Consider the following 24,063-nt stretch of genomic DNA (forward strand, 5'->3'; position numbering starts at 1 on the left):
CAGGTATTTAACTTGTTTCAGCAAGGTTTGCCCTAATCGTTTGCAGTACATACATAGCACTTTCCGTATTAGGCAAGGCTACTGCCAAAGCAAGTTAATACACTATATTTTGATAGTTTTATTTTATCACTGTTCACATTTTTAAGTGTAGCATTTCCACTTATTCTGTAAAAATAATAATAAGTACCGCAATGGAAGCAATAGAGAAAAAGATTGCCATATACTTCATCCATTTCGCCTCTTTAACATATCCTTGCTCCTTAAAACTCTTCGCTCTAAAGCCATTTGACAAAGCAAACATTATTGTCATTGCTAGCACCGCTAAATTAAAATTGCCGATAATAATGCATACAATAGCCGCAATACTAAATATTGCAACTAAAATTGAAGATACCCATTTTGTATTCATGCTGTTTTCCTCCTAAAAAAAATCGAGGCTACAACGCGCCTCGACATTCATTCATTTATGATTCTGCTTTTTCGGGATGCTCCGAATAATATTTTCGACCAATATACGTTTGAAGAATTAGTAATGCACCGCTGACAGACCAGTAAAGCGGTAGTGCTGCCATAGAAGACATAGAAATAAAGACAATCATAATTGGCGAAATGTAAATAAACATCTTCATTTGCTTTTTTTGTTGCTCTGGTACGGTCCATAAAGAAACTCGTGCTTGTACCAAATAAACAATCCCCGCAATTATTGTCATCACAATGTCTGGTGAACCTAAGCTAAACCATAAGAACATATGTGATTTCACATCGGCAGAATATAAAATTGAGAAGTAAAGACCCATAATGATTGGCATTTGAATTAACATTGGTAAACAACCCATATTTAAAGGATTGACACCATGTTTTTGGTACAATGCCATCATCTCTTGCTGATATTGCATTTGTTCTTCTTTTGTCTTTGCTTCCTTCATTTTTTTCTGAACAGCTTCCATTTCAGGTTTGAAGGCATCCATTTTCGTTTTCATCAGTTGTTGCTGACGATAGTTTTTCAACATAATCGGCATTAAGACTAAACGGATAAGAACCGTGATAGCGATGATTGCTAAACCATAGCTACCTGAAAAAATATCATTTCCGAAAAACTCCAGTAAAAATTCCATAGGTTTTACAAAAACACTATAGAAAAAGCCCTCTTTGTTCTCAACTGCTTTACAGCCACTTAATACAAAAACAACAAGCCCAAGCATTGATAATAGCTTCAAATTTTTCATTTTTCCACCTACTATTATTTTTCAACTAATGTGAAGTATACCTTATTAAGACTACCTTTATCAAATAGCAAGCGCTACTTATCAAATACGCTTAGGCGTTAACGGAAGCGTGACATAATGGTAGTTTGTTCACATAAAAAAGATGCGCGCTTTAGCATCGCTAATACAATCGCATCTTACAGTATGGTTCTTATTCATTGAGTGCCATTTATTGTCCCACAATATTAAGCGTTTTGCATCTCCGTCTCGTTCATTTCAAAACGGTAAAATTCATGATGCAGCTCATCACGGAAATGTTTAGGTGTTACCCCTGTGTATTTCTTAAAAATACGTGTGAAGTAGCTCTGATTACAAAAATGGAATTGGTCTGAAATGGATGTAATACTTTTATTCGTATGTCGTAGGTAATATTGGGATTCCTCTACGCGACGAACATTTAAATACTCTACCAATGTAATGCCCACATGTTCTCTGAAAATACGCGACAAGTGACTAGTACTAATATGGAAGTTATTCGCGATACTCTCCACTGTTAAATCGTTCTCTAACTCATCATTGATATACATAATCACTTTATTGACTGTCTGATGACGGAAAGTCGGTTGCTTTCTATCTGCGATAAAATACACAAAGAAATCAATTAAATCATCAGCAAATTGCAAAAATTCTGCGTCTTTCATCTGATTTTCAATCATATCATTACAAGCAATATTAAAAGCAAAGGCTTTCTTCGAAGGTACTTGATTGTCTAGCAATTTACGAGCAACAATCGACGACAAAACGGAAAAATAACCTCGCACTATTTTAATGACCTGCTTGCCAAAACGTATAGAAAGAATATCAATTAATTCATGCAAAGATTTTTTAGCCTTTGCAGATTCTAAATGGTAAATTTCAAATATTAATTTTGACTCAATATTAAAAAATTCTTCTACACCGATGTATTGATTAATATTATCGATTTCTTGGAAGTATCTTTTTGATATCGTTTCTGACATAGAATGTTGATGTAGTTGCATAATCTTCCCCATCTTTCCTCAGAGTGCACGAATTACATTACAATATTTGACATCAAATTACAAATTCAAAATAAGAAAAAAGTATTTACTTATTTATCATATGAATTGAGTCCTATTACACAATTATATATTGAATATAGCTTAAAAATAACCTAACTTAAACACCAGTATTAAAAAAAATATACTTTACAGTGAATTTTACCATATTTTGCGATTTCCTTTCAACCACATTTTATACATCGTCCTAGTTCTAATTTATCATATAAATACCGTAGAAACCTTGTAAACTTATTAATAGACATTTAAATTTTACCATATACATATTAAAAATAATTAGTAATTAATTATAATACCTTGAATTTTATGTAAGTCAATTTTCATCTTTTTAATGTAGCAATCGACATATCTCTATTTTATTCCGAAATCTTCTCTATATAATTTATACGAATATGTAGTAAAATAGATGATAATACTATTTTTAAAAGTTAAAATGAGGTGCTAATAGTGGATCCAAAGCAAATAGAAGAAATCATGGAGATTATTAAGGAGTTTTTCCCTGAGAATACTTCAATCGCAATTTCTGATACAAATGAATACTTGTACTACCAACCGAGCAAAAAGGTTGATCTAAAAATTAAGCCGGGTGACCCTATCAAAGAAGGCTCAGCTGCACACAAAGCTTTAAGCTATGGGCAAAAAATCAGCACCTATATCGAACCTGATGTATTTGGTGTTGCTTACTATGGCATGAGTATTCCTTTAATGGAAGAAGGCGAAACAAAAGGTGCCATTACCGCTATCTTCCCACAAAAGCCATCAGCATTTTTAACAAACTACATCACGATTAAAATCGATGACTGTTGGTATCCGATTAAACATGATCAAGTGATTTATCTTGAAACACAGTTACGTAAAACATTTGTTAAAACAATGGGGCGCGAAGGTTATCACCGTTTAAACTTAAGTGATTTAGAGCTATTTTTAGCGCCAGACTCATTTATTAGATGCCACCGTTCATACATTGTAAACATCGATTATATTGATGAAATTCAACCAGATTCACATTCAACTTTCTTATTAATTATGAAAGACGGAACGCGTATTCCGGTTAGTCAACGCTACGCAAGTTATTTCCGTCGTTCTTTAGGCTTCTAAGTATCCCTAGTACAGCAAGTATCCTCTTAAGGAGGGCTTGCTGTACTTTTTTGATTTACCGCTTAGATAATACATAGCGCTAGATTAAAACGTTTTCTCTGTCGAAAAAGCGTTCTTCCGCTCGATTTTCCTTTGTTTACTTAATTTAATGCTATTTATAAAGTTTTTGTGACAAATTGGTGATAGTATTAATCAAATGGTTGGAGTCATACTACAACTAAATAAACAGAAAATTCTTACACGTTTTTTCTAGTTTTGTTATCGGTTTCCATCAAATTTAGGGGAGGATTTTTTAATGGATGCAATCATTCAAAAACGCTTAGGTAATAAGGAGCTTGAAAGCAAAGTCGTATCTGCTGATGTAGCTGCAGCACTTCTTTCTGACGGTGATGTAGTAGGTATGAGCGGATTCACTCGTGCTGGGGATGCAAAAGTTGTTCCTATGGCATTAGTGGAACGTGCTAAAAACGAAAAATTCCAAATTGATGTATATACTGGTGCTTCTTTAGGACCAGAAGTAGATAAGTATTTAGCTGAAGCTGGCGTTATCCGTAAACGCGGACCATTCCAAGCTGACGCTGGTATTCGTAATCAAATCAACGCTGGTAACGTAATGTACGTTGATGCTCACCTTTCTCACAACGCTGAGTTAGTTCGTCAAGGTATTATCGGACCAATTAAATATGCAATTATTGAAGCAGCTGCAATTACTGAAGATGGCTATATTATCCCAACTACTTCAGTTGGTAACTCACCAATCTTCGCTCAATACGCTGAAAATATTATTATTGAATTAAATATTTCTCACCCAGAATCATTAATCGGTATCCACGATATTTATGTTCCTGGTGAACAAGGTAAACGTGATGTCATTCCAATGACAAAACCAAACCAACGTCTTGGTGAGATTGGTATTAAAGTAGACCCTGCTAAAATTAAAGCAATTGTTATTTCTGAAGAGCCAGATGCACCTTCAATGATCGTGCCTCCAGATGAAGAAACTCAAACAATGGCTAACATTTTACTTGATTTCTTCCGTTCTGAAATCAAAGCTGGTCGCTTAACAAATACTTTAGCACCAATTCAATCTGGTGTAGGTTCTGTTGCCAACGCTGTACTTGACGGTTTTGCTGATTCAGAATTCGAACACTTATTTGTTTACTCTGAAGTACTACAAGATGCAGTATTTAATTTAATTGATGCTGGTAAAGTAGATTTCGCTTCTGCAGCTTCTATCACACTTTCAGAAGAACTACAAAAACGTGTATTCGGCAACATGGAACACTATGCAGATAAATTATGCTTACGTCCACAAGAAATTTCTAACCACCCAGAGCTTATCCGTCGTTTGGGCTTAATCTCAATCAACACTGCGCTTGAGTTAGATATCTATGGTAACGTAAACTCTACTCACGTTTCAGGTACAAAAATGATGAACGGAATCGGCGGTTCTGGTGACTTCGCTCGTAACGCTCGTCTTGGTATTTTTGTAACAAAATCTTATGCAAAAGGTGGCGCAATTTCGTCAATCGTACCAATGGTTTCTCACGTAGACCATACAGAACACGATGTTGACGTAATCGTTACTGAGCAAGGTATTGCTGATTTACGTGGTCTTGCACCAAAAGAACGTGTACCTTTAATTATCGAGAACTGTGCACACCCTGATTACAAAGAGCAATTATGGGATTACTACAACCGTGCTGTAGAAGCAACAGGTAACCAACAAACACCTCATATTTTAGAAGAGGCTCTTTCTTGGCACGTAAACCTTGCTAAAAACAAAACAATGAAAAAAGAAATTGCTAAAGCTTAATAGTAGCAATTCTAGAACGCCTAATAAGTTGTTTTAAACTTATTAGGCGTTCTTTTTTTGTCGAAAATGGTATAATAAACCCACTATGTCGTAATAAGTAGTCGGAGGAGTTATGAAGAAATTTATCTATTTAATTATATTCTTTTCATTTTTTGACCTATTTACTCAGCTTCCTGTTATGAGTACATATGCAGAATCACTCGGTGCCTCTGCCTTTTTAACCGGACTTGCAGTTGGTATGTATTCTCTTTCTAATACATTCGGGAATATTATTTCGGGTTTTTTAACCGATCGTAAAGGACCCTTTGTTATTTTAATTGTCGGTCTGCTGACAACGGGCCTATCATTAACATTATATAATTTAGTAGATGCACCGCTTGCCCTCCTCATCGTTCGTTTTATACATGGATTGGTTGCCGGCTTTATTGTTCCTGCGGCCTTTACATTTCTAGCTAATGCCACCGATCAAGAAAAGCGGGGCAAAGGTAGTGCCATTTCAGGTGCATTTGTAGGTATTGCGGCTATCGTTTGCCCAGCATTTAGTGGTATTTTAGCAAGTCGTACGAGTGTACCTTTTGTCTTTAATATCACTGCAAGTTTTATGCTACTGTTAGGTATCCTTTCTTTCTTTTTACTACATGCTAATCATGTCAAAAAGGACAAAACATCTTCTAAAACTTATATCCCAATAAGTGTATTCTTCCATAATATAGGTACGTTAAAGGCATTTTCAGGAGCATTCTTTTTAATGTTTTCCCAAGGTGTGATTGCTTATTTACTGCCTTTAAAAGTCCAAACTTTAGGCTTCGACTCACGCTTAAGTGGTACATTAATGAGTGCATTCGGTATTGTCGCTGTCCTTGTCTTTATATTGCCGACAAATCGTATTTTTGATAAAGTAGCTCCGATAAAAACATTATCCCTCGGTATCGGTTTAATGGGTGTCAGTCAAATACTGATTAGTCAGGCTGATTCGAGTACTTTCCTTTATATAGCGATGGTTTGTTACGGTATTGGCTTCGGTTTGTTATTCCCATCTGTGAATTCACTATTAATTGATTCTACGACAGTTGAAATCCGCGGGAAAGCATACGGCTATTTTTATGCATTTTTCTCATTGGGAGTAGTACTAGGCTCCTCATTGCTTGGATGGTTATCACTTGGTGTAGTCAGCGGGTTTATCTTTACAGGCATTGTCTTAATCACCTTTGCTGGTGTAACACTTATGCCACATAAAAAGAGGCAGTCCTATACATCACTTTAAGTAGAGTATCGGACTTCCTATTTTTTAAAAACGTATAGTAGCAGGACTATTTCTTCTAACTAATACTGGCACTTTGCATTGTGCTATCTTTTGAAGCGTAAAAATCCACTTCGCTTTCCGGCGGGCACACCGTAAGCCGCAACTCTCGCTAACGCGCGGCTTGTTGCGGCTTACTTCGCGTGCGTTCTCGCTGGAATCTTCGTGGTTTTTTACTTTAAAATTGTTTGAGTGCCTGGCACCTTACTTTTCTTTTTCTTGTATTTCTTCATTGTAGAAATGAACGCCTGTATGTCCTCCACCTTCAGAAACCATTTCATTGGAAGCTAGCTTTGTAGGTGCTGTACCTGCTTCAGTTGCTACTTCGGCTGTGATACGCTCCGCAACTCGATCATCCATATTCACATTCGATGTATTCATGAAAGATCCTAGCTTAGCTTTCATACTGTTAAACATATCCATTGCTTTATCACGGTTCTCTTTTTTGCTTAAATAAGATGCTGCAAATCCTGCTAATCCCGCAAGCACAACACCTGTCCCTTTATTCTTTGCCATCATAAATCCCTCCTAAAAATATAGAAACTGTCCTTATACTATAGCTTTTCCCTATTCTTAGAGGACTAAACATTATTTTTTCGCTTGGTATAGCATATCTATATGTGGCAGGCTATCGTAAATATACGACGCAGAAACTTGTTGAAAGCCAAAAGAACTATAAAACTTTTTTAAATATTCCTGTGCCTGAATAAATACTTCTGAACCTGACCATCTGTCTTCAATTATCTCTAGTGCTAAGCGAATCATATCTTTACCAAGTCCAGTACCCCGCATTTCCTGACTTGTGATTACGCGACCAATAGATGCCATTGTAAATTTTTCACCTGGGGGTAATATACGAGCATAGGCGCATAATTTTCCATTTTCAACATATGATAAATGTATAGAGTTTTGATCATGGTTATCCAAATCCTCATAACAGGTTTGTTGTTCAACAATAAAAACATTTACTCTTAGCTGAATTATTTTATACAGTTCTTCCGTCGTTAATTCATCGTACGTCTGTATTTTCCAAGACATTCACAATCACTCTCCTAGTCGATATTATCGCATAATTCGAATATTTTTACGTATTTCTTTATTATTTTGTACTTTTTTATGATTAGCACTGACAATATGAGGGAATTAATGAAATAGTACAAACGATAGGAGGATGTTCTTTATGAAAGATTTAGATTTAGTTTATGATTGGGTAGACATGGCTTCTTTAGTAGGTGGCGCAGGCTTTTTAACATTCCTTATTTACAGTATTGTTTTTCTATAATGGCGAAGATGGAAAAGTTCTATTTTAAAACCTAAAAAGCAATCCGCATAGTAGCTCTAGGCTATTTAGCAGATTGCTTTATTTTTATTGTTTTACATCGTCATAAGCATCAGATTTTTCAAATGCTGCAACTACATATGAACAAACAGCCACCATTTTGTAATTATTTTCACGGGCATAATCTGCTGCACGATCTAATAATTTTTTGGCAACGCCTTGCCCACGGAGCTTATCTGATACATAAGTGTGATCCATGACCATTACTTGACCTTCTTGTTTCCATGTAATTTCCGCTAACTGTTCCCCATCTTGCTTATAAACAAAAGCTAGTTTGTTTTCCGCTACTTTTTGTAATTGGAATTCCATTTCTCACCACTCCTTTTTTTCATAGTACCATAGCTTTTTGCATTTTTACAAAAATAGTAGACGACGTTTCGTTTAACAGTTCGGACAGATTAAAAAAGCTCTGCTGCCATCAAGAGGCAGAGAGCTTTTCAATTAGTTAAACCATGTTGAAACTGTATCTTTTAAATCTGCAAAGAAATTTTTCACACTCGTCCAGAAGCCTTCATCTTCCATCAGCGAGCCAAATTTTTCTTGTATTGTATTACTAATATCATCTAATTGCTCGGACCATTTACTAAAATCAATATCTAGTTTACTAATTTTGTCCATCAAATCAACTAGTAACTGACGATCTTGTTCACTTAAATTAATCTCTAATTTACCTAGCTGCTCTTGGACGATTTTTTCCACGTCTTCACGCGTTGCTGGCTTTAATTCAGCAATTTGCTTTTTGATTTCTGTTAGTAACTCCGCTACCTTGGCATCATCAACTCCTGCAGAATCAGCAATTGTAGTGGCAACTGATAGTTCTTCATTGGCAACGTCCGTACGCTCTATATCTAACGTTTTGCCCGTTGTTACCTCATAGGCCTTATAAATACCAACAAGCGCAGAATGACCTGTTACAGCCTTTGGAGCGGCTACTTGCACGGTCGCATCCTCAATTCCCGCAGTCAGCATTGCATTTGCATACATCTCTGACGTTACTTGTGTAATATTTGATGGTGTGACGATTTCAATAACTAATCCTTTACCGGCATCTTTACGTGTAATTTTGGCAGAAGAATACATACGTGAGCTTGCATTACTATCTTTAATGTATTTAGCTAAGTCATTCCCTGATACTGTTATTTCCTCAACTTCAGGATTTTCATTTACTTTTAACGATTTTTTTACAGAATCTTTTTCCGCTTCGGATAGGTTTGCACCATACACCACAATTGGTACACCTAGTTTTTCATCTATTGCATTTGGTGTCGCATTGTCAGGTGTGGTATTGTCTGCTGCAAATCCAGTTGTTGGTGCCAGCACACCAAATACTAGCATCGTAGCTACCAGCATTTTCCCCCATATTTTTTTCAATTTGTGTGACCCCTTTCGCTAGAAATCATTTAGCCTGTATAATGTATGTCATCATACAGTTATTAGTACGAAAAAATGACGAGAAGGTTTCTTTGCTTATCTCTCGTCATTTCCTTAGTATTTATAAAAGCTACAAGTTAAATTTCTTCTGTCCAGCCATCTTGTTGTTTCACTTTACCAGCCTTCATAAGTGTACCGAGTGCACGTTTAAATGACGCTTTACTCATATTAAACATTTCTTTAATTTCATCCGGCGAAGATTTATCGCTAAATGGCATTTTACCACCAACATCCTGTAAATAGCTTAAAATGCGCTGTGCGTCTCCTGTGATACGTTCATGTTTACGAGGTAATAAAGAGCCATTCATCGAGCCATCTTCTTTAACATCAATAATACGTACTTCAACATCTTGTCCAAGGCGTGGTTCTGCATAGCGTTCTGATTCATGGACGAAAATACGATATGGTTTTTCTACACCTAGTAAAAATGATCCTACTGGCAATAAACGATAAGGACGGGCAGTAATATTTTTATTATGCATATCATCAAATGCACCTTCGTATAACTCTGAAATCTTTTCTTCTGTTACTAAACGACCAAATAAATCTCCATTGCGATCTGTTCGCAATGTCATATATAAATGGTCACCTGGCTCTGGCCATACTTCTTTTATCGCAGGTAGGTCCTCCGCTTTAACCAGCACTTCTCGTGAAGTACCAATATCAACAAAAGCACCTTCGCGCTCTACAACACGAAGAACACGTGCCCAGCCGTATTCGCCTTGGGCAAATGCCGGAATAGCAGTCGTGGCAGCTAAATCACCACGGCGATCCGCAAATAAAAATACTTCAATACGATCCCCAATAACTAATGGTTCTGTAACTTCTGAAGCATTTAATGGCAGTTCAACTACCCCATTTGTTAAGACCCATTTCGATGCTTGTTGCTCTAATACAGTTAAAGTAACAACTTCACCTGATTTTAATTCGTTCATAATGTCTTCCTTTCTTTTACCATCAATTTCGCAAATATATAAGCTCCGCATACAATCATCACTTTGCGCGGGTATCACACAACGAAACGTAGAGATCGTCTCAAAATGCTGCTTACATCCTTATGAATAAGCTATTCCCTCTATAGATTGTGTTGTGTTCTAGATGCTTCTAGTTTTTTTGCGATATCTGGATTTTCTTCCATTACCTGCACAAGATCTGCAATACGATCAATTGAATTCCAACTCAAATGATGCTCAATTCCTTCTACATCATTGTAAATACGCTCTTCATCTACGCCAATGATTCGCAAAAATTGCTCTAGCAGTTCATGTCGCTGCACAAGACGTTTCCCAAGTTTTTCTCCTCTTGGCGTCAATGTAAGCCCACGATATTTTTCATAAACTAAATAACCATCTTTATCTAATTTTTGAACCATCTTAGTAACAGAAGAAGGAAGAACAGATAATGCTTCAGCAATGTCAGACACACGAGCATATCCTTTATTAGCAATCAATAAATATATTTGTTCGATATGGTCCTCCATACTAGGTGTTGGCATATCTAATTCCCTCTCTTTCCTATTCTTACTCTTTAGTTTACTACAAGCTTGCCTTAAAAGTTAACTGAAAATACATAACCAAGATAAACACTTCCTTGAAACATAAATAGAGCCTACTTCAATGTAGAAGTGGGCTCTATCTAATGTCGAGGATGCTTATTTACCACATGTAATGCACGAATAATTTCTCTGTTAATCAGTTCAATATTCTCAGGAGTATTCATGGCTTTAAATGCTTCATCTCGCTCTTCCTTAGATGTAACATACTTACTAGGCAATGCATTTAATGCATAAGCCACTGTTTGAAATTCACAGATTTGACATTTACAAAATGTTTGGTATTCTGGTCCTCGCAGTAGAAAACTTACTAAACCACGCACAATTTCCTCTGTAACATTTACTAAAATAGGTTCTGACATATAAAACTTTCGCCTCATTTATAATGTATTGTTACATTTTTACACAATTAATAATAGCGTGAAATTTAGCCCTTTTCAAGAATCGCTAGTAGCATCTATACAACAATTATAAATATACATTGCAACGATTATTTACCTACAAAATTACACCAATCACGTCATTATACCTATTATTTCTTTTGTTTTATAAGCCTTAAAGAATTAAAGACAACGAGTAATGTTGCGCCCATATCGGCAAAAATGGCAATCCATAATGTTAACCATCCTGGAATCACGAGCAATAAGGCAATTAATTTTAAGGCTAGTGCAAAAATAATATTTTCTTTAATAATTCGTAATGTTTTTCTGCTTAATGCCATTGTATAAGGTAGTTTTGTTAAATCATCGCCCATTAATGCAATATCAGCTGTCTCTAACGCAGCATCTGTACCCGCACCACCCATAGCGATACCTACATTGGCGGAAGCTAATGCTGGCGCATCATTAACACCATCCCCGACCATCGCAACTGCTCCGTACTGCGTGCGTAAGTCTTTAATAGCAGATAATTTTTCGGCGGGCAGTAAGCCTGCTCGCACATCACTCATACTTAAAGTAATGGCAATTGCTTCGGCAGTTGATTTTGCATCACCCGTTAGCATCACAGTATGTTTCACCTTTAAAGCACTTAACTTTTGCAGTACTTCTTTACTTTCAGTACGTAATTGATCGGCAATTGCTATGATGCCAATAAAGTGCCCATCTCGAACAGCCGCTACTACGGTCTTACCCTGTTTTTGCAGTTTTTGAACCTGTTCTTTCATTATTTCATCAACTGGAGCTAATGTTGTAATCCAATTCATACTACCGACATAAACCTTTTGACCATTCACTGTTGCATAAGCACCCTTACCTGTTACGGATTGAAAATCTGTAGGTATAAGCTCTGGAAGTTGTTTGTCATGTAATGCCTTTAAAATAGCTTTAGCTAATGGATGTTGCGATTGTTTTTCAACAGCAGCCACCAGTTGTAATACATCTTCCTCTAACATTTCCGTAGGTGTGTAAATATCTGTTACGGCAGGTGTGCCCTTTGTTAAGGTACCTGTTTTATCAAAGGCAATAGCATCTATATGGCCTAGTTGCTCTAAATGAATACCACCTTTTATTAGAACGCCTTGTCTTGCAGCATTCCCAATAGCGGTTACGATTGCTACTGGAGTAGAAACAACAAGCGCACAAGGACAACCAACCACAAGCACTGCTAATCCTTGGTAAATCCAGTGTTGCCAATCCCCTACAAATAAAGGTGGCATAATCGCTACAAGCAACGCTACAAGCATAATGATTGGTGTATAGTATTTCGCAAAACGATCGACAAATTGTTGCGAAGGTGCCTTTTCAGCTTGCGCTTCTTCTACTAAATGAATTATTTTCGCAATCGTTGTATCCTCTACACGTTTCGTTACACGTACTTCTAATGCACCTTCTTCATTTAACGTTCCCGCAAATACCTCGTCACCTACTGATTTGTTGACTGGAATCGATTCTCCTGTAATAGCAGCCTGATTGACTGCTGACAGCCCAGCGAGCACAATACCATCCATTGCGATTTTTTGACCTGGTTTCACGACTAAAATATCGCCAATTTCAATCTGGTCCGTTGCTAATTCCATCTCATGGTAATGCTCGCCATGCGCTCGTTTAATCGTGGCAGTTGGCGGAGCAATATCCATCAATTGACGAATTGATTGCCGTGCCTTATCCATTGAATACGCTTCAAGTGCTTCACTAACTGCAAATAAAAAGACAACAACAGCCGCTTCTTCCCACTCCCCAATAATCGCAGCACCAATTATTGCTATAGTCATAAGCGTCTTCATATCAAACTCAAATCGTGCAAGATTGCGTAAGCCTGCTTTAAATATCTTTACGCCTCCAACAATAATCGCAATGATAAACATAGCAATCGTAAACAAGTCTTCTTCGCCACGAACAGAAGATAATAGATAGCCAACTATAACGAATAGCAGGGATACGCTAGCTAATATGTTCTCGGTCTTCTTATAAAAAGGAATTGTTGCTTCACTTGCTTTAGCCGTAGATTGTGAAACTTTAATGCCGTCAAATGCTCCTGCTTCTTCAATTTGATTGACGCTAACTGCTCCTACAATCGTGATTTTAGAAGCTCCAAAATTGACTTGTGCATCTTGTACGTCAGGTATCGCTTTTACATTTTTTTCGAATTTAGCTGCACAACTAGCACAGGACAAGTTTTGCAATCGGTATTCTTGCTTAATCGGTGTTACTGCCATTAGTAATCCCTTCTTTCGCATGTTCATAAGCAATCGTTACAATTTGGTATACGTGTTCGTCAGCTAAAGCGTAATACATTTGCTTTCCCTTACGATGCGATTTCGCTAAACTATGATCTTTTAAATAACGTAAATGGTGTGATGCAGTCGCTACAGATGACCCAATTATTGTCGCCACATCACAAACACATAATTCATTCTCTACAGTTAAGGCATACGCTATTTTAAGTCTTGTTTCATCAGATAATGCCTTTAAAAATTTCGCTACACCTGATAAATCAGGCATTTGCTGTTGAACCCTTGTCACCGCTTGCTCATTAACATGCGTCACTTCACAGACCTCTTTTGCCATTTCCTCACCTCATTCAAATACTCGTTTGATTGTTTTAAATATAGCATATTATTCCATCATATTCAAATGTGCATTTGAATGTATATGATTACTATCACGAAAATAGTATTTGATTATATTTTGAATTGTTAGAATTGTTTGGGTGACTGGCACAAAAAAACAGCGCAAGAAAAGCTTGCGCTGGGTTTTTATTGTGCCTTTAATACTACTGTTTTACCTTTAATCGCTTCCTTGTTAACAAAGGTTTCGTGATAATCTCCATTTGCCCAGTCCATCACCTGATCTTGATACCAGTCCGATTTCGCATGACCGCTTTGACCTGGTCCGACGATATGGAAAGCTGAGTTCAAATTACCGACATCCGCAACAAAACGCCACGACGCTCCATGATTTACGTTGCCAGCTAAATCATTATCAGCAGCCTGCACCGTCACCTTCGAGCCACCAATTGGCACCTTCTTCGCATTAAAGTATGCGGCAAATATCGGTGAAGCACTACCTAATGTGTGATCAAACGTTAATTGGTGAAAGTCACCCCATTGCCACTTCGACACATTTTTTCCGAACTGTCCCTCAATTTTTCCAACAGTACGCTCAAACGCCTCAAAGACTGTGGCATCAACACCACCTTGCTCTTCTATCCAAATACTTTTCTCACCTGCGTATGCTTTACGCAGAAGTTGATCCGTAATATTGAATTTCCCGTACATCATGTTATACATATCCTCTGGCATCTGTTCCTTAAACAATACCTCTTGTATTTGTACCATTAACGTATGAAAGACTAACGGGGCTCCCAACTCTTTTGCATCCACCATATTCCAATCTTCTAATAACGCCATGATCTCTGCATATTTTTTATCCTTATCCATCGTTTTGATGGATGCTAATAAATTCGGTAAAAATTCGCGAGCATATAAATTATGTTGATCCATTTGTAAGTTCATCATATCTTTAACCGTTAATGAATCATTGGCCTCAAGCACTTCCTTAATTCGTTCAAAGCGATATGGCTGCGCCCAAAAATCCGTAATATGATACGGATATTCCTCACCAATCACCTCATTATTGGCAGTAGCAATAAAGCCCTCCTCTGGATTGACAACAGTCGGTAACTCATCCCACGGAATAAAGCCTTCCCAACCATAGTCACTTGAATCACCCGGCACAGGTAATTGTCCATCCCCTTGCTTTCTCAATGGAATTTGCCCATTAGCTTTATAAGCGATTGTGCCATCCTTAGATGCAAAAACAAAATTTTGAGCAGGTGCTTTAAAATCTTCTAATGCTTGCTCAAACTCATGCCAAGAGGAAGACTTATTAAAACCGAGCACTGCTCGTAATTCAGCGGTTGGTTGTAGAGCTGTCCACTGCATTGAAAACTGGGCAGAAGGCTCCGTTTCTTTAAATACTAGGTCTGTCATAATTGGGCCATGCCGTGTAACAAGGACTTCAAAATCTACCGTTTCGCCATCCTTTACCTTTATCGGTTCTTTGCGCACCTCAGCTTGTTCCCACTCACCGTCATAACGGAATTGTGTTGGATTATCTGGATTTGGCATTTCAATATATAAATCTTGTACATCAGAGCCTACATTCGTTACACCCCATGCAATTTCATCGTTATGACCTAAAATAATTCCTGGAATGCCTGCAAATATAACACCGCTTACATTTTGCTCTGGCGATTGTAAATGCATTTGATACCAAATAGATGGTGTACTTAACCCCAAATGCGGATCATCCGCTAGTATTGGCTTACCTGATTTCGTTTTATCGCCAGATACAACCCAGTTATTACTGCCATTAAATTCATTTGGCAATAATGCAGGATTAAATTGCCCTGCCACTGAAACAGGATTTTCTTTATTTGCTTCTATAATCGATGAAGCATTTTCAGGATACGTAATAAATAACTCCTTCGCCTTTTCTTCATCGAAGTTTTGTAAAGCCCAATGTCGGAAGGCGAGTGTATTCCAATTGCCCCCTAAATCGTATGCCATATATTTTCCGATGGTTAAAGAGTCTACAACCGACCATTCTTCTGGCTCGTAACCTAGTAACGCAAATTCATAACTTAACGTATTCGTGCTCTTTGCCTGTTCAATAAAGGTGTTCACTCCCTCTGCAAACCATTCAAGCACTTGCTTGCTTTCGGCATCATACGCTGCCAATGATTTTTCAGCCGCATTTCGTAAACTAAAGGTACGGAAATGCTTATCTGTATTAATCGTTGCCTCACCAATAATTTCTGACAGGCGGCCACTTGCCTGCCTACGTGCTAAATCCATTTGAAACAGCCGATCCTGTGCCTGTACATAGCCTTGAGCACGATATAAATCTGCATCTGTCTCGGCAAATATATGTGGAACTCCTTTGTCATCCCTTGTCACCGTCACATCTTCATCAAGCATGTTAACAGTGAGCTCTCCATCAATAATCGGTTTTGACTTATTCATAAACCACGTAAAGACAATGAAAGATGTTATGGCGACTACTGCCAACACACTAGCGATTATCATTAACCACTTTTTCCACTTAAACTTTCTCACCTTACAACCCCCTCTTATGCAATATATTCTTTATTTGCCGTATCAAATCCTTTCCTCCCATCTGAATAACCTCATTTTTTAGCGAATTTTGCTGTATTACACATCTTTTTTCTACATACGATTACAAAGGAATCTTTTGGGCAACAGTAAAAAACCGTATGTCTTTTTAGACATACGGTGTAGACATACGGTGTCAGGCACACAAACAATTAAATAGTTAGTTGAAGCTCGATTGGGCAATGATCACTACCCATTATATGCGGATGCATAGTAGCTACTTCAATTTGGTCCTTTAAACGCGCTGATACAATAAAATAGTCAATGCGCCATCCGATATTTCGTTCACGGACTTTATTCATATAAGACCACCAAGTATAATGATCAGTCACTTCAGGATGCTTATAACGGAAAGAATCAACAAAGCCACTTGCTAATAACTCAGACATTTTAGCACGTTCCTCATATGTAAATCCTGAATTGCCCATATTCGATTTGGCATTTTTCAAATCAATCTCAGCATGGGCGACATTTAAATCACCGCCATAAATAATTGGCTTTTTGGCATCAAGTTCTTTTAAATACAGCGCTAATCGTTCCTCCCATTCTAGTCGCAGCGGTAATCTTGCTAAATCGCGTTGAGCATTTGGTGTATAAACATTTACTACATAAAAGTTGTCATACTCCAATGTAATAATTCGCCCCTCATCCTGCGATTCATCCTCCCCCACACCGTAGTGCACAGCAAGCGGTGTATGCTTTGTAAAAATCGCTGTACCTGAATAGCCTTTCTTTTGCGCGTAATTCCAATATTGCTCATATCCTTCGAGTGCTAGTGCAACCTGCCCTGCTTGGCATTTTGTTTCTTGAATACAGAAAAAATCCGCATCCATACTATTAAAAAAATCTAAAAAACCTTTCCCTAAACAAGCACGTATACCATTAACATTCCACGAAATAAATTTCATTTGTTCACACTCCTCAAAAAAACGCCCTTCGCCATTAGCGAAGAGCGACATTTTTTTATAAGTCGTCACCGACAATTTTCACTTCTGTTTCTAAATCAATACCGAACTTTTCTTTTACCACTCGTTGTACCATTTCAATCGTTGCGATATAGTCAGAAGCTGTAGCATTTCCTTTATTAACAATGAAGCCGGCATGTTTTGTGGACACTTCTGCATCACCGACCCCTTTACCTTGTAGACCGCTATCCTGAATAAGCTTGCCTGCAAAGTGTCCTGGCGGGCGTTTAAAAACACTGCCTGCTGAAGGGTACTCTAATGGTTGCTTTGATTCACGCTGAAACGTTAAATCGGCAATCTTAGCATCAATTTCTTCCTGTACACCTTGAGCTAGTTGGAACTCTGAAGACAGTACATAATAACCTTTTTTGGCAATGCTACTTTGACGGTAACCTAATTCAAGCTCTTCTTTTGATAGTATTAAAATATCTCCCTCTTTAGTTAGTACTTTAGAAGAAATAATAATATCCTTTATTTCGCCACCATAAGCGCCTGCATTCATCGCCATCGCTCCACCAATCGAGCCAGGGATGCCACAAGCAAATTCAAAACCTGTTAGAGATGAAGCAGCTGCTAGCTTTGATACGTCCTTAATAAGTGCGCCGCTTTGGGCATAAACATGATCACCGGTAATTTGAATTTTATCTAAATGTGAAAATGTCACAACAATCCCACGCATGCCTCCATCTCGGACAACCATGTTGGATCCATTTCCTAACATCAATAATGGAATATTATTTATATGTGCATAGCGAATAACTGCAATTGCTTCTTCCTCTGTTTCAGGGAGAACAAAAACATCCGCTTTACCACCTAATTTTGTCATTGTATATTGCTGTAATGATTCATCTAGCTTAATATTGGCTGGATTTATGTTTTGTGCTAAATCCACAGCCCATTGTTCTTTTGTCATGAGAGCTAATTCCTTTCTACCGTCCTTCTTACTCTACACTAGTATGGATTTAGAACCTCGATTTGACAAGTAAAATGAAGGGTATTTTTTGCGCATTTTCGGGCAGCATCATGTCCTAGTTAGTTATACGCTGCACAAATCAGTATATCCAGAACCTTCTAGCTACCCGATTATTTCAATAAAATCATCTACGAAAGATATGACTTTCATAGGATGGGGCTTCATCTTATGACACTTTCACACTGATATCACTGCACAAAAATTAACTTCGCAAATAATCTTGCCATTACTATAGCCAGTTAGTTGCCCATGACTCAATATTTCGAATAGCACCTTCTAATGCTCGACCTTTTTCTGTTAAAGAATATTCTACACGTACAGGCACCTCTGAATATACTTTTCGTTCAACAAGCCCCTCTTTTTCAAGTTCCTTTAAACGTTCAGATAATAAACGACCACTTACAGGCAATGCCGATTCAATCTCATTAAAGCGCTGTGATCCGTCTAATAATTGATATAAAATTAGCCCAGTCCAGCGTTTTCCGATTAAATCCATTGCCTTAGCTAAACGAGGACATAAAGTTGTCTCATTCATATTTTTTCACCTCTTATGTATTCTATTGTAACGATTAATTTAGCAAAAGTAAATTTAAAGTAACTTATTTACTTGACGTAACATGTTTACTATTTTATATTTAATTACAAAAAGTAACTTAAAAATGGAGGATTTATTGACAATGACCTATAAAATTGATGCACAATTAGAGTTAGAGCATTTACATTTACTTGTACAGTCATTAGAGACAATGACTAATTTCTATAAAAAACTAGGGCTTCAAGTACTTCAAAGCACGCCAACACAAGTGACATTTTCTATTCCAGGCAATACAAAACCTATTTTAGTATTGTCAACAGAGGAAGGGGTGAAGATTCGTCCACCTCGTACGACTGGTCTATTCCACTTTGCTATTTTAGTTCCTTCTCGAGAAGACTTAGCTTATGTGATTGGCAACTTGTTGAATACAGGTATACCTATAACAGGGGCTGGTGATCATATTTATTCAGAAGCATTTTACTTAAATGATCCAGAAGGTAACGGTATAGAAATCTATCATGATCGCCCTCGTGCTGAATGGCTAAATGATGGTCATGGTGGACTTATAACCGGAACAGAGGCTGTTGATATAGAAGGTGTGATGGCATTATATGACCATCAGCGTCCTTGGACAGGTTTCCCTAAAGGAACTGTATTAGGTCATATGCATTTAAATGTGAGCAATATTAATGACGCAACAACTTACTTCTATATAGATGCACTTGGTTTTGATATTATGACTAACTTCCATGATAGCGCACTATTCATGTCTGCTGGAGGTTACCACCATCATATCGCGGTAAACATCTGGCAAGGTGTCGGTGCACCCGTACCAGCAAAAAAAACAACGGGTTTACTTAGCTATACATTATCTCTTTCTTCACAAGATGAATTACAGAAGCTACTGGCTAATTTGAATGACAAACAAATCCCCTATACATTTGAAAATGAACAGTTAGTAGTTGTAGATAACAATGAAGATGCAATGATTTTCTACGTTCGTTAATGATTTCAAATTATAATAAAACGAAAGATTTTCATTAAAAGTCATATCTTGATTAGGAAAATTGGCGTCATGTTGCGATAGAAGTACCCTAATGAATTAAATACTTCTCGTATGGATGTATCACGTGTATTTAAAAGTTTCCTAAGCTCTTTTAACGACTTTTTACTTGCAATAAGCTCAGAAATATTTGCCGTTTTTTGTAAGCTCTAACATACTATTCACTCTCCTAATAGTTGATAATATATTAGTTAACTAATAATACTATTACTTTTCTACGTGAAATGCACCCATTTCACGAAAAAAAAGAGTAGCGCTTTTTATATAATGATTCGTCAAAAACTGAAAGCTAGCTTGTACAAAACGTATTTGATGGTGAAACATTGGATAAGCGTTTGAAAGCAATGACACAAGGTTTTAATCGTTGAATGAAGTATAAAAAAGTATCTCAAAATATGATTGCCTTCATGTGATCAATAGAAGTAATCGTCAAATGGTTCGTATAATCAGCACATGCGTTAGGAAAATCAATAAAAGTTGATGATTGGAGAGAATGTAGATGGAGAATAATACACTTTCGGGATTTCATATCAGAGGCATTGAAATTATATCCAAAGAAATATACGTGGCATATCCCCTAAACATTTACGTGAATTTTTAACCTGGTGATATTGTTGTTGTTGGAAAAGTAAAGTTACCCTTTTTAGTAGCAGAAGTTTTTCGGGAAGAATTAAAAGACACAGGAAAACGATATAAAAGAATTATAGGGGTTTTGGAAAAAGCGCCAGTAAAAAATTAAGTAAATAAAAAAAGATTGAGAGTAGCAAAAGCCGTTCTCTTTTTGTTTTGATAGGGGTTCATTTCTTATGTAAACAAAGTCCAAAAAATTGACTTTGTCTACTTCTTTGGTTTGAATCAAATATACAGCCATTGAACGGTCATTTTAAAAACTCTTTAATATCCGTGTTTCTTGAGGTGTTTTACATTAAGAAATGCTTTTAAGAATATAAAAGAGTGTCAGACCTTACTCATTTTCTACTTGAAAATTAGTTTGTCGCCACTCTAGTAAATATTATTTTCGAAACATGATAGCAACAGCTAATGAAGACAAACCTACTACAATAGCTATTGGAATCGAACGAGCGGTTAATTCAGCCGCTATATAATTTGATTGAAGAATAATTATAAAACTGATCGATGAAATTATTAGTATAGTAAGCAAAAACCATTTAACGATCTGTTGAATCACTTTAAGAACCTACTTTCTATCAACTGAATAATATTTTATAGCTGGTTTTCCTACACTACCGTAGTATGTTTTAGTCCATAACACACCATCCCAATTGGATCTGCGTTCTTGTACAATTTTTAATCTATGTATGTGTCTTCCTTGCTTATAGTAAAAATCTCTACTAGAATAACCTGCGCCAGGACCCGATAAAACAATTTCTTCAGTTATTTTTTTGCTGCCCGATGCACTGAAACCGAAAGAAGATTTAACTTTTGGTAAAGCCTTACTCGGAATATCACTACTAAATGTGCCTGAAATAGTAGCTGATACTTCTGTTGAACTTTTATAAGACATGCCTCTTGCAATACTCATAATAAAATATGGTCTTGATAACCAAGACCAGCTTTGAGTTATACCCTGATCATAAACTAAATACGTGTCATATTCTCTATAATTGTCGAGTGTTTTGATTCCATCTAAGTTCTCTTCTATGTAGTATCCAATTAATACTTCGTAAACTCCATCATAGTTTTCTGTTACGGGTTCCGAAAGTTCAATATAGTTATAACCATCTAGAGTGATTCCTGTCAGAAACTCAATTTCATTATCTGGAATTTTGTTATCCATGAAATTTGTTTCTGCTTTAGCAATATTAAGTGATCCAAATACAGTGCATATCAAAGTTGTCGCAATAATTAAAGACCAAATCTTTCTCATCATTACTACCTCCCTTTTTATTGAATCATCTTATTTTTTAATAAGGTAACATGAGAATATTAAAAAAGTAATAATATTTTGTAAAGATTTTGTTACAGAATATTAGTAGAAAACACTATTTGTAGGAGGTCTATAATCGTTCTTTTGCAAAATACGCTTTCTTTATCTGTACTTTACAACGCTAGACGATTCGTTTTGATGTATTGACTGCTCGCTGAAATTGCTGCATCTAATAATTGATACATAATCACTTCTAATCGCGCGTGAGACAACTCTACATTCGACGTTGATATAACAGCGTTTTGAGCCAAATTCTGATGTTTACTTTGATGTTTAAAGTCCTTTTTAGGTTGCCATTTCATACGCAGTTAGACGGTAAATACTACTTAGAATACTTTCAAAATTAGCATGCTGCACATCAATGACACGACAACCACTATTCGTTTTCCTTAAATTATTTCCTTAATTTTTTTCATGGTCTTCGGTACATTTGCCTTCGTTATACTTAACGCCATTAGACAATGGGCAAAAATAATAATTCACCTGAATTAACAGTACCATCAAAAATTGTTGCAAAAAGGACAGACACACGGGGCGGTTCAGGTAATACTAGTGCTCACACCTCCTACTATGTAACATTTGAAGTTCAAAGTGGGGAACGTTTAGAGTTAAAGCTCGATGGTCGGAACTATGGACAGCTAGCTGAACATGACTTTGACATACTACCGTTCCAAGGTACTCGCTTCAAAGCATTTGAACGCCAAAAAAGGGAGAGCTACGATGAATAATCGTGCTCTCCTTTTGATATGCAGCATTATTTTTTAAAAATATTTACCGAAACCGCCTTCTGTATCACCAAGATAGTCAATATTGCTATGAAAGGAGCACCAGCAGATAGGATTGGTATGTTTTCATCTGAAGTCCCTTTTTGGATTGACTACCGCCTGTTTCCTTCTGTCCATAATCTGTTGTTCCACTATTTTAAGATAACGATAGTGCCGTTACTCCACTTATACTCCAAATAATTATTATAAATGAGATTGTTAAAAAAATTTGTTCTTTCGAAATATTTGTTTGACCTTTACTAAGTTTCTTTAAAAGGTTAACAAGGCTCAAACAAAATATCATTCCATAAATCGGCATTAAATAAATAGAATTGAAGAAAAAAAAAGCAAGAAGTAATTCCATAATTAGACCTCCTACAAATAGTGTTTTCTACTAAATTCTACAACGAAAACCTTTATAAAATATCATTTTTTCGATATTCTTATAGTAAATTACCGAAAAAAGGATGTAAAAATATACTAAAGTAAGAAAACTTTATTTTGTTCTTTTCTTACACTCTTAGTATTCTTGAGTCTATCTTTTTTAAATGTTGAAGCTAAATCTGAGGACCCGCCTTTAACAAACGAAGACAAGAAGTATTTATACGAGGTTTTAAAATAGAACACTTCACTAACAGGAAAATGCCAAAATGCTTTTCAATCAGCATTTTGGCATTTTTTAATAACCACTATAATAAATTACTTACGCAGTTACAGTCTGTAGAGATTTTGCTACTTTTTTAACTGCTTCTATACTGTTTGCAATAATCTCTTCTGCTTTATCTTGTGAAGCATTATGACCTTCAATAATAACTTCTTCAATAATTTCCATACCGAATACGCCACCTACTACATTTTTAATGTAGTTCACAGACATTTCCATAGGTTGTGCTTCTGGTGCAGAATAGTAACCACCACGAGCATTTAAGATTACAGCTTTTTTATCAGTCATTAGGCTAACTAATTGACCGTTTTCATCATATTTAAACGTGAAACCAGCTTGATATACATAGTCAATGAAAGTTTGTAATGTCGCTGGAATTGTTAAGTTCCATAATGGGAAAGCAAATACAACTACATCTGCTGCAGTTAGTGCATCCATCGCTTTTTGTTTTGCAGCTAAAAGACGAGATTCAATGTCAGATAATTCTTCACCGTTTTGAACTTTACCGAATGCATTGAAAAGATCTTGACCGAAGTATGGCATATCTTCAGCAAATACATCGAATGTTGTTACGTTTACATTTTGTACGTTTTCCATGAAAGTGTCGTACATTTTTGTTGAAATTCCGTCTGGGCGGTTGTTAGCTTTTACTACTAATACGTTCATTATATAATTTCTCCCTTGAGTTTCCTAAAT

Annotated in this window: 25 protein-coding genes; 6 read left to right on the forward strand and 19 right to left on the reverse strand. The window is 36.6% G+C overall.

Annotated features, from left to right (window positions below):
* Positions 1-160 precede the first annotated feature (160 nt).
* From LO754_RS21305 to LO754_RS21315, 3 genes are all read right to left on the reverse strand, one after another.
* Positions 161-409 carry a hypothetical protein gene (locus LO754_RS21305; protein WP_024361326.1) on the reverse strand — a complete coding sequence of 83 codons (249 nt, stop codon included), beginning with the start codon at positions 407-409 and terminating at the stop codon, positions 161-163.
* A 55-nt stretch (positions 410-464) separates the two neighbouring features.
* Positions 465-1,226, reverse strand: coding sequence for a membrane protein insertase YidC (yidC, locus tag LO754_RS21310; protein WP_025220710.1), 762 nt, complete (start codon positions 1,224-1,226; stop codon positions 465-467).
* 224 nt (positions 1,227-1,450) lie between these two features.
* Positions 1,451-2,245 carry a helix-turn-helix transcriptional regulator gene (locus LO754_RS21315; protein ID WP_024361328.1) on the reverse strand — a complete coding sequence of 265 codons (795 nt, stop codon included), beginning with the start codon at positions 2,243-2,245 and terminating at the stop codon, positions 1,451-1,453.
* Between the two features lie 504 nt (positions 2,246-2,749).
* On the opposite strand from LO754_RS21315, the gene LO754_RS21320 reads away from it, so the two are divergent.
* The 3 genes from LO754_RS21320 (at position 2,750) to LO754_RS21330 (ending at position 6,480) form a co-directional block, all read left to right on the forward strand.
* A complete protein-coding gene (locus LO754_RS21320) occupies positions 2,750-3,400 on the forward strand; it encodes a LytTR family DNA-binding domain-containing protein (RefSeq protein WP_024361329.1) in 651 nt (216 codons plus the stop codon).
* Between the two features lie 295 nt (positions 3,401-3,695).
* The gene (scpC, locus tag LO754_RS21325; protein ID WP_024361330.1) at positions 3,696-5,216 is read left to right on the forward strand and encodes a succinyl-CoA:acetate CoA-transferase ScpC; all 1,521 of its coding nucleotides are present in this window, start codon (positions 3,696-3,698) and stop codon (positions 5,214-5,216) included.
* Between the two features lie 112 nt (positions 5,217-5,328).
* The gene (locus LO754_RS21330; protein WP_231785216.1) at positions 5,329-6,480 is read left to right on the forward strand and encodes an MFS transporter; all 1,152 of its coding nucleotides are present in this window, start codon (positions 5,329-5,331) and stop codon (positions 6,478-6,480) included.
* Between the two features lie 240 nt (positions 6,481-6,720).
* Here LO754_RS21330 and LO754_RS21335 read toward each other — a convergent pair whose 3' ends face one another.
* From LO754_RS21335 to LO754_RS21395, 13 genes are all read right to left on the reverse strand, one after another.
* Positions 6,721-7,035 (reverse strand): hypothetical protein, encoded by a 315-nt coding sequence (locus LO754_RS21335; protein WP_231785217.1) that lies wholly within the window; start codon positions 7,033-7,035, stop codon positions 6,721-6,723.
* A 69-nt stretch (positions 7,036-7,104) separates the two neighbouring features.
* A complete protein-coding gene (locus tag LO754_RS21340) occupies positions 7,105-7,554 on the reverse strand; it encodes a GNAT family N-acetyltransferase (RefSeq protein ID WP_024361333.1) in 450 nt (149 codons plus the stop codon).
* A 328-nt stretch (positions 7,555-7,882) separates the two neighbouring features.
* Positions 7,883-8,164, reverse strand: a complete 282-nt coding sequence (locus LO754_RS21345; protein WP_025220714.1) for a GNAT family N-acetyltransferase — start codon at positions 8,162-8,164, stop codon at positions 7,883-7,885.
* A 132-nt stretch (positions 8,165-8,296) separates the two neighbouring features.
* On the reverse strand, positions 8,297-9,226 hold the full coding sequence (locus tag LO754_RS21350) for a DUF1002 domain-containing protein (protein ID WP_231785218.1): 930 nt from the start codon (positions 9,224-9,226) through the stop codon (positions 8,297-8,299).
* A gap of 137 nt (positions 9,227-9,363) precedes the next feature.
* On the reverse strand, positions 9,364-10,221 hold the full coding sequence (locus tag LO754_RS21355) for a CvfB family protein (protein ID WP_231785219.1): 858 nt from the start codon (positions 10,219-10,221) through the stop codon (positions 9,364-9,366).
* A 140-nt stretch (positions 10,222-10,361) separates the two neighbouring features.
* The gene (gene mntR, locus LO754_RS21360) at positions 10,362-10,781 is read right to left on the reverse strand and encodes a transcriptional regulator MntR (protein WP_024361337.1); all 420 of its coding nucleotides are present in this window, start codon (positions 10,779-10,781) and stop codon (positions 10,362-10,364) included.
* 140 nt (positions 10,782-10,921) lie between these two features.
* A complete protein-coding gene (locus LO754_RS21365) occupies positions 10,922-11,200 on the reverse strand; it encodes a late competence development ComFB family protein (RefSeq protein WP_024361338.1) in 279 nt (92 codons plus the stop codon).
* A 170-nt stretch (positions 11,201-11,370) separates the two neighbouring features.
* A complete protein-coding gene (locus LO754_RS21370; RefSeq protein ID WP_231785220.1) occupies positions 11,371-13,494 on the reverse strand; it encodes a heavy metal translocating P-type ATPase in 2,124 nt (707 codons plus the stop codon).
* Positions 13,475-13,846 carry an ArsR/SmtB family transcription factor gene (locus LO754_RS21375; protein ID WP_024361340.1) on the reverse strand — a complete coding sequence of 124 codons (372 nt, stop codon included), beginning with the start codon at positions 13,844-13,846 and terminating at the stop codon, positions 13,475-13,477. The genes LO754_RS21370 and LO754_RS21375 overlap by 20 nt, the downstream gene beginning before the upstream one ends.
* A gap of 188 nt (positions 13,847-14,034) precedes the next feature.
* Positions 14,035-16,368 (reverse strand): penicillin acylase family protein, encoded by a 2,334-nt coding sequence (locus tag LO754_RS21380; protein WP_231786368.1) that lies wholly within the window; start codon positions 16,366-16,368, stop codon positions 14,035-14,037.
* A gap of 239 nt (positions 16,369-16,607) precedes the next feature.
* Positions 16,608-17,363: an exodeoxyribonuclease III gene (locus tag LO754_RS21385; RefSeq protein WP_231785221.1), complete on the reverse strand. Its 756-nt coding sequence runs from the start codon at positions 17,361-17,363 to the stop codon at positions 16,608-16,610.
* Positions 17,364-17,418: 55 nt separating this feature from the next.
* Positions 17,419-18,333, reverse strand: coding sequence for a UDP-N-acetylmuramate dehydrogenase (gene murB, locus LO754_RS21390; RefSeq protein ID WP_024361343.1), 915 nt, complete (start codon positions 18,331-18,333; stop codon positions 17,419-17,421).
* Between the two features lie 289 nt (positions 18,334-18,622).
* Complete coding sequence (locus LO754_RS21395) at positions 18,623-18,928, reverse strand: winged helix-turn-helix transcriptional regulator (protein WP_024361344.1); 306 nt, start codon at positions 18,926-18,928, stop codon at positions 18,623-18,625.
* A 142-nt stretch (positions 18,929-19,070) separates the two neighbouring features.
* Between LO754_RS21395 and LO754_RS21400 the strand changes: the two genes are divergently transcribed.
* Together LO754_RS21400 and LO754_RS21405 are read left to right on the forward strand one after the other, a co-directional pair.
* Entirely contained in the window at positions 19,071-19,934 is an 864-nt protein-coding gene (locus LO754_RS21400) for a VOC family protein (RefSeq protein ID WP_231785222.1), read from the forward strand.
* Between the two features lie 667 nt (positions 19,935-20,601).
* Positions 20,602-20,730: a DUF5839 family protein gene (locus LO754_RS21405; protein WP_227665476.1), complete on the forward strand. Its 129-nt coding sequence runs from the start codon at positions 20,602-20,604 to the stop codon at positions 20,728-20,730.
* A gap of 459 nt (positions 20,731-21,189) precedes the next feature.
* Here the strand turns inward: LO754_RS21405 and LO754_RS21410 are convergent, their stop codons facing one another.
* A complete protein-coding gene (locus LO754_RS21410; protein WP_231785223.1) occupies positions 21,190-21,882 on the reverse strand; it encodes a hypothetical protein in 693 nt (230 codons plus the stop codon).
* Positions 21,883-22,400: 518 nt separating this feature from the next.
* On the opposite strand from LO754_RS21410, the gene LO754_RS21415 reads away from it, so the two are divergent.
* A complete protein-coding gene (locus tag LO754_RS21415) occupies positions 22,401-22,667 on the forward strand; it encodes a DUF2500 domain-containing protein (RefSeq protein WP_231785224.1) in 267 nt (88 codons plus the stop codon).
* Between the two features lie 193 nt (positions 22,668-22,860).
* Here LO754_RS21415 and LO754_RS21420 read toward each other — a convergent pair whose 3' ends face one another.
* Together LO754_RS21420 and LO754_RS21425 are read right to left on the reverse strand one after the other, a co-directional pair.
* Positions 22,861-23,067 (reverse strand): hypothetical protein, encoded by a 207-nt coding sequence (locus LO754_RS21420; RefSeq protein ID WP_024361347.1) that lies wholly within the window; start codon positions 23,065-23,067, stop codon positions 22,861-22,863.
* Positions 23,068-23,406: 339 nt separating this feature from the next.
* A complete protein-coding gene (locus LO754_RS21425; protein WP_231785225.1) occupies positions 23,407-24,033 on the reverse strand; it encodes an FMN-dependent NADH-azoreductase in 627 nt (208 codons plus the stop codon).
* Between the last annotated feature and the right edge of the window lie 30 nt (positions 24,034-24,063).

Origin of the sequence: Lysinibacillus sp. GJ-1, assembly GCF_021166035.1 — a bacterium.
In the GTDB taxonomy this organism is placed as follows: domain Bacteria; phylum Bacillota; class Bacilli; order Bacillales_A; family Planococcaceae; genus Lysinibacillus; species Lysinibacillus sphaericus.

Excerpts from the sequence above, each read along its gene's own strand:
- LO754_RS21305 (WP_024361326.1), bottom strand. The coding sequence starts at position 409 with ATGAATACAAAATGGGTATCTTCAATTTTAGTTGCAATATTTAGTATT.
- yidC (WP_025220710.1), bottom strand. The coding sequence starts at position 1,226 with ATGAAAAATTTGAAGCTATTATCAATGCTTGGGCTTGTTGTTTTTGTA.
- LO754_RS21315 (WP_024361328.1), bottom strand. The coding sequence starts at position 2,245 with ATGCAACTACATCAACATTCTATGTCAGAAACGATATCAAAAAGATAC.
- scpC (WP_024361330.1), top strand. The coding sequence starts at position 3,696 with ATGGATGCAATCATTCAAAAACGCTTAGGTAATAAGGAGCTTGAAAGC.
- LO754_RS21330 (WP_231785216.1), top strand. The coding sequence starts at position 5,329 with ATGAAGAAATTTATCTATTTAATTATATTCTTTTCATTTTTTGACCTA.
- LO754_RS21335 (WP_231785217.1), bottom strand. The coding sequence starts at position 7,035 with ATGATGGCAAAGAATAAAGGGACAGGTGTTGTGCTTGCGGGATTAGCA.
- LO754_RS21340 (WP_024361333.1), bottom strand. The coding sequence starts at position 7,554 with ATGTCTTGGAAAATACAGACGTACGATGAATTAACGACGGAAGAACTG.
- LO754_RS21345 (WP_025220714.1), bottom strand. The coding sequence starts at position 8,164 with ATGGAATTCCAATTACAAAAAGTAGCGGAAAACAAACTAGCTTTTGTT.
- LO754_RS21355 (WP_231785219.1), bottom strand. The coding sequence starts at position 10,221 with ATGAACGAATTAAAATCAGGTGAAGTTGTTACTTTAACTGTATTAGAG.
- mntR (WP_024361337.1), bottom strand. The coding sequence starts at position 10,781 with ATGCCAACACCTAGTATGGAGGACCATATCGAACAAATATATTTATTG.
- LO754_RS21365 (WP_024361338.1), bottom strand. The coding sequence starts at position 11,200 with ATGTCAGAACCTATTTTAGTAAATGTTACAGAGGAAATTGTGCGTGGT.
- LO754_RS21370 (WP_231785220.1), bottom strand. The coding sequence starts at position 13,494 with ATGGCAGTAACACCGATTAAGCAAGAATACCGATTGCAAAACTTGTCC.
- LO754_RS21375 (WP_024361340.1), bottom strand. The coding sequence starts at position 13,846 with ATGGCAAAAGAGGTCTGTGAAGTGACGCATGTTAATGAGCAAGCGGTG.
- LO754_RS21380 (WP_231786368.1), bottom strand. The coding sequence starts at position 16,368 with ATGATAATCGCTAGTGTGTTGGCAGTAGTCGCCATAACATCTTTCATT.
- LO754_RS21385 (WP_231785221.1), bottom strand. The coding sequence starts at position 17,363 with ATGAAATTTATTTCGTGGAATGTTAATGGTATACGTGCTTGTTTAGGG.
- murB (WP_024361343.1), bottom strand. The coding sequence starts at position 18,333 with ATGACAAAAGAACAATGGGCTGTGGATTTAGCACAAAACATAAATCCA.
- LO754_RS21395 (WP_024361344.1), bottom strand. The coding sequence starts at position 18,928 with ATGAATGAGACAACTTTATGTCCTCGTTTAGCTAAGGCAATGGATTTA.
- LO754_RS21400 (WP_231785222.1), top strand. The coding sequence starts at position 19,071 with ATGACCTATAAAATTGATGCACAATTAGAGTTAGAGCATTTACATTTA.
- LO754_RS21410 (WP_231785223.1), bottom strand. The coding sequence starts at position 21,882 with ATGATGAGAAAGATTTGGTCTTTAATTATTGCGACAACTTTGATATGC.
- LO754_RS21415 (WP_231785224.1), top strand. The coding sequence starts at position 22,401 with ATGGGCAAAAATAATAATTCACCTGAATTAACAGTACCATCAAAAATT.
- LO754_RS21420 (WP_024361347.1), bottom strand. The coding sequence starts at position 23,067 with ATGGAATTACTTCTTGCTTTTTTTTTCTTCAATTCTATTTATTTAATG.
- LO754_RS21425 (WP_231785225.1), bottom strand. The coding sequence starts at position 24,033 with ATGAACGTATTAGTAGTAAAAGCTAACAACCGCCCAGACGGAATTTCA.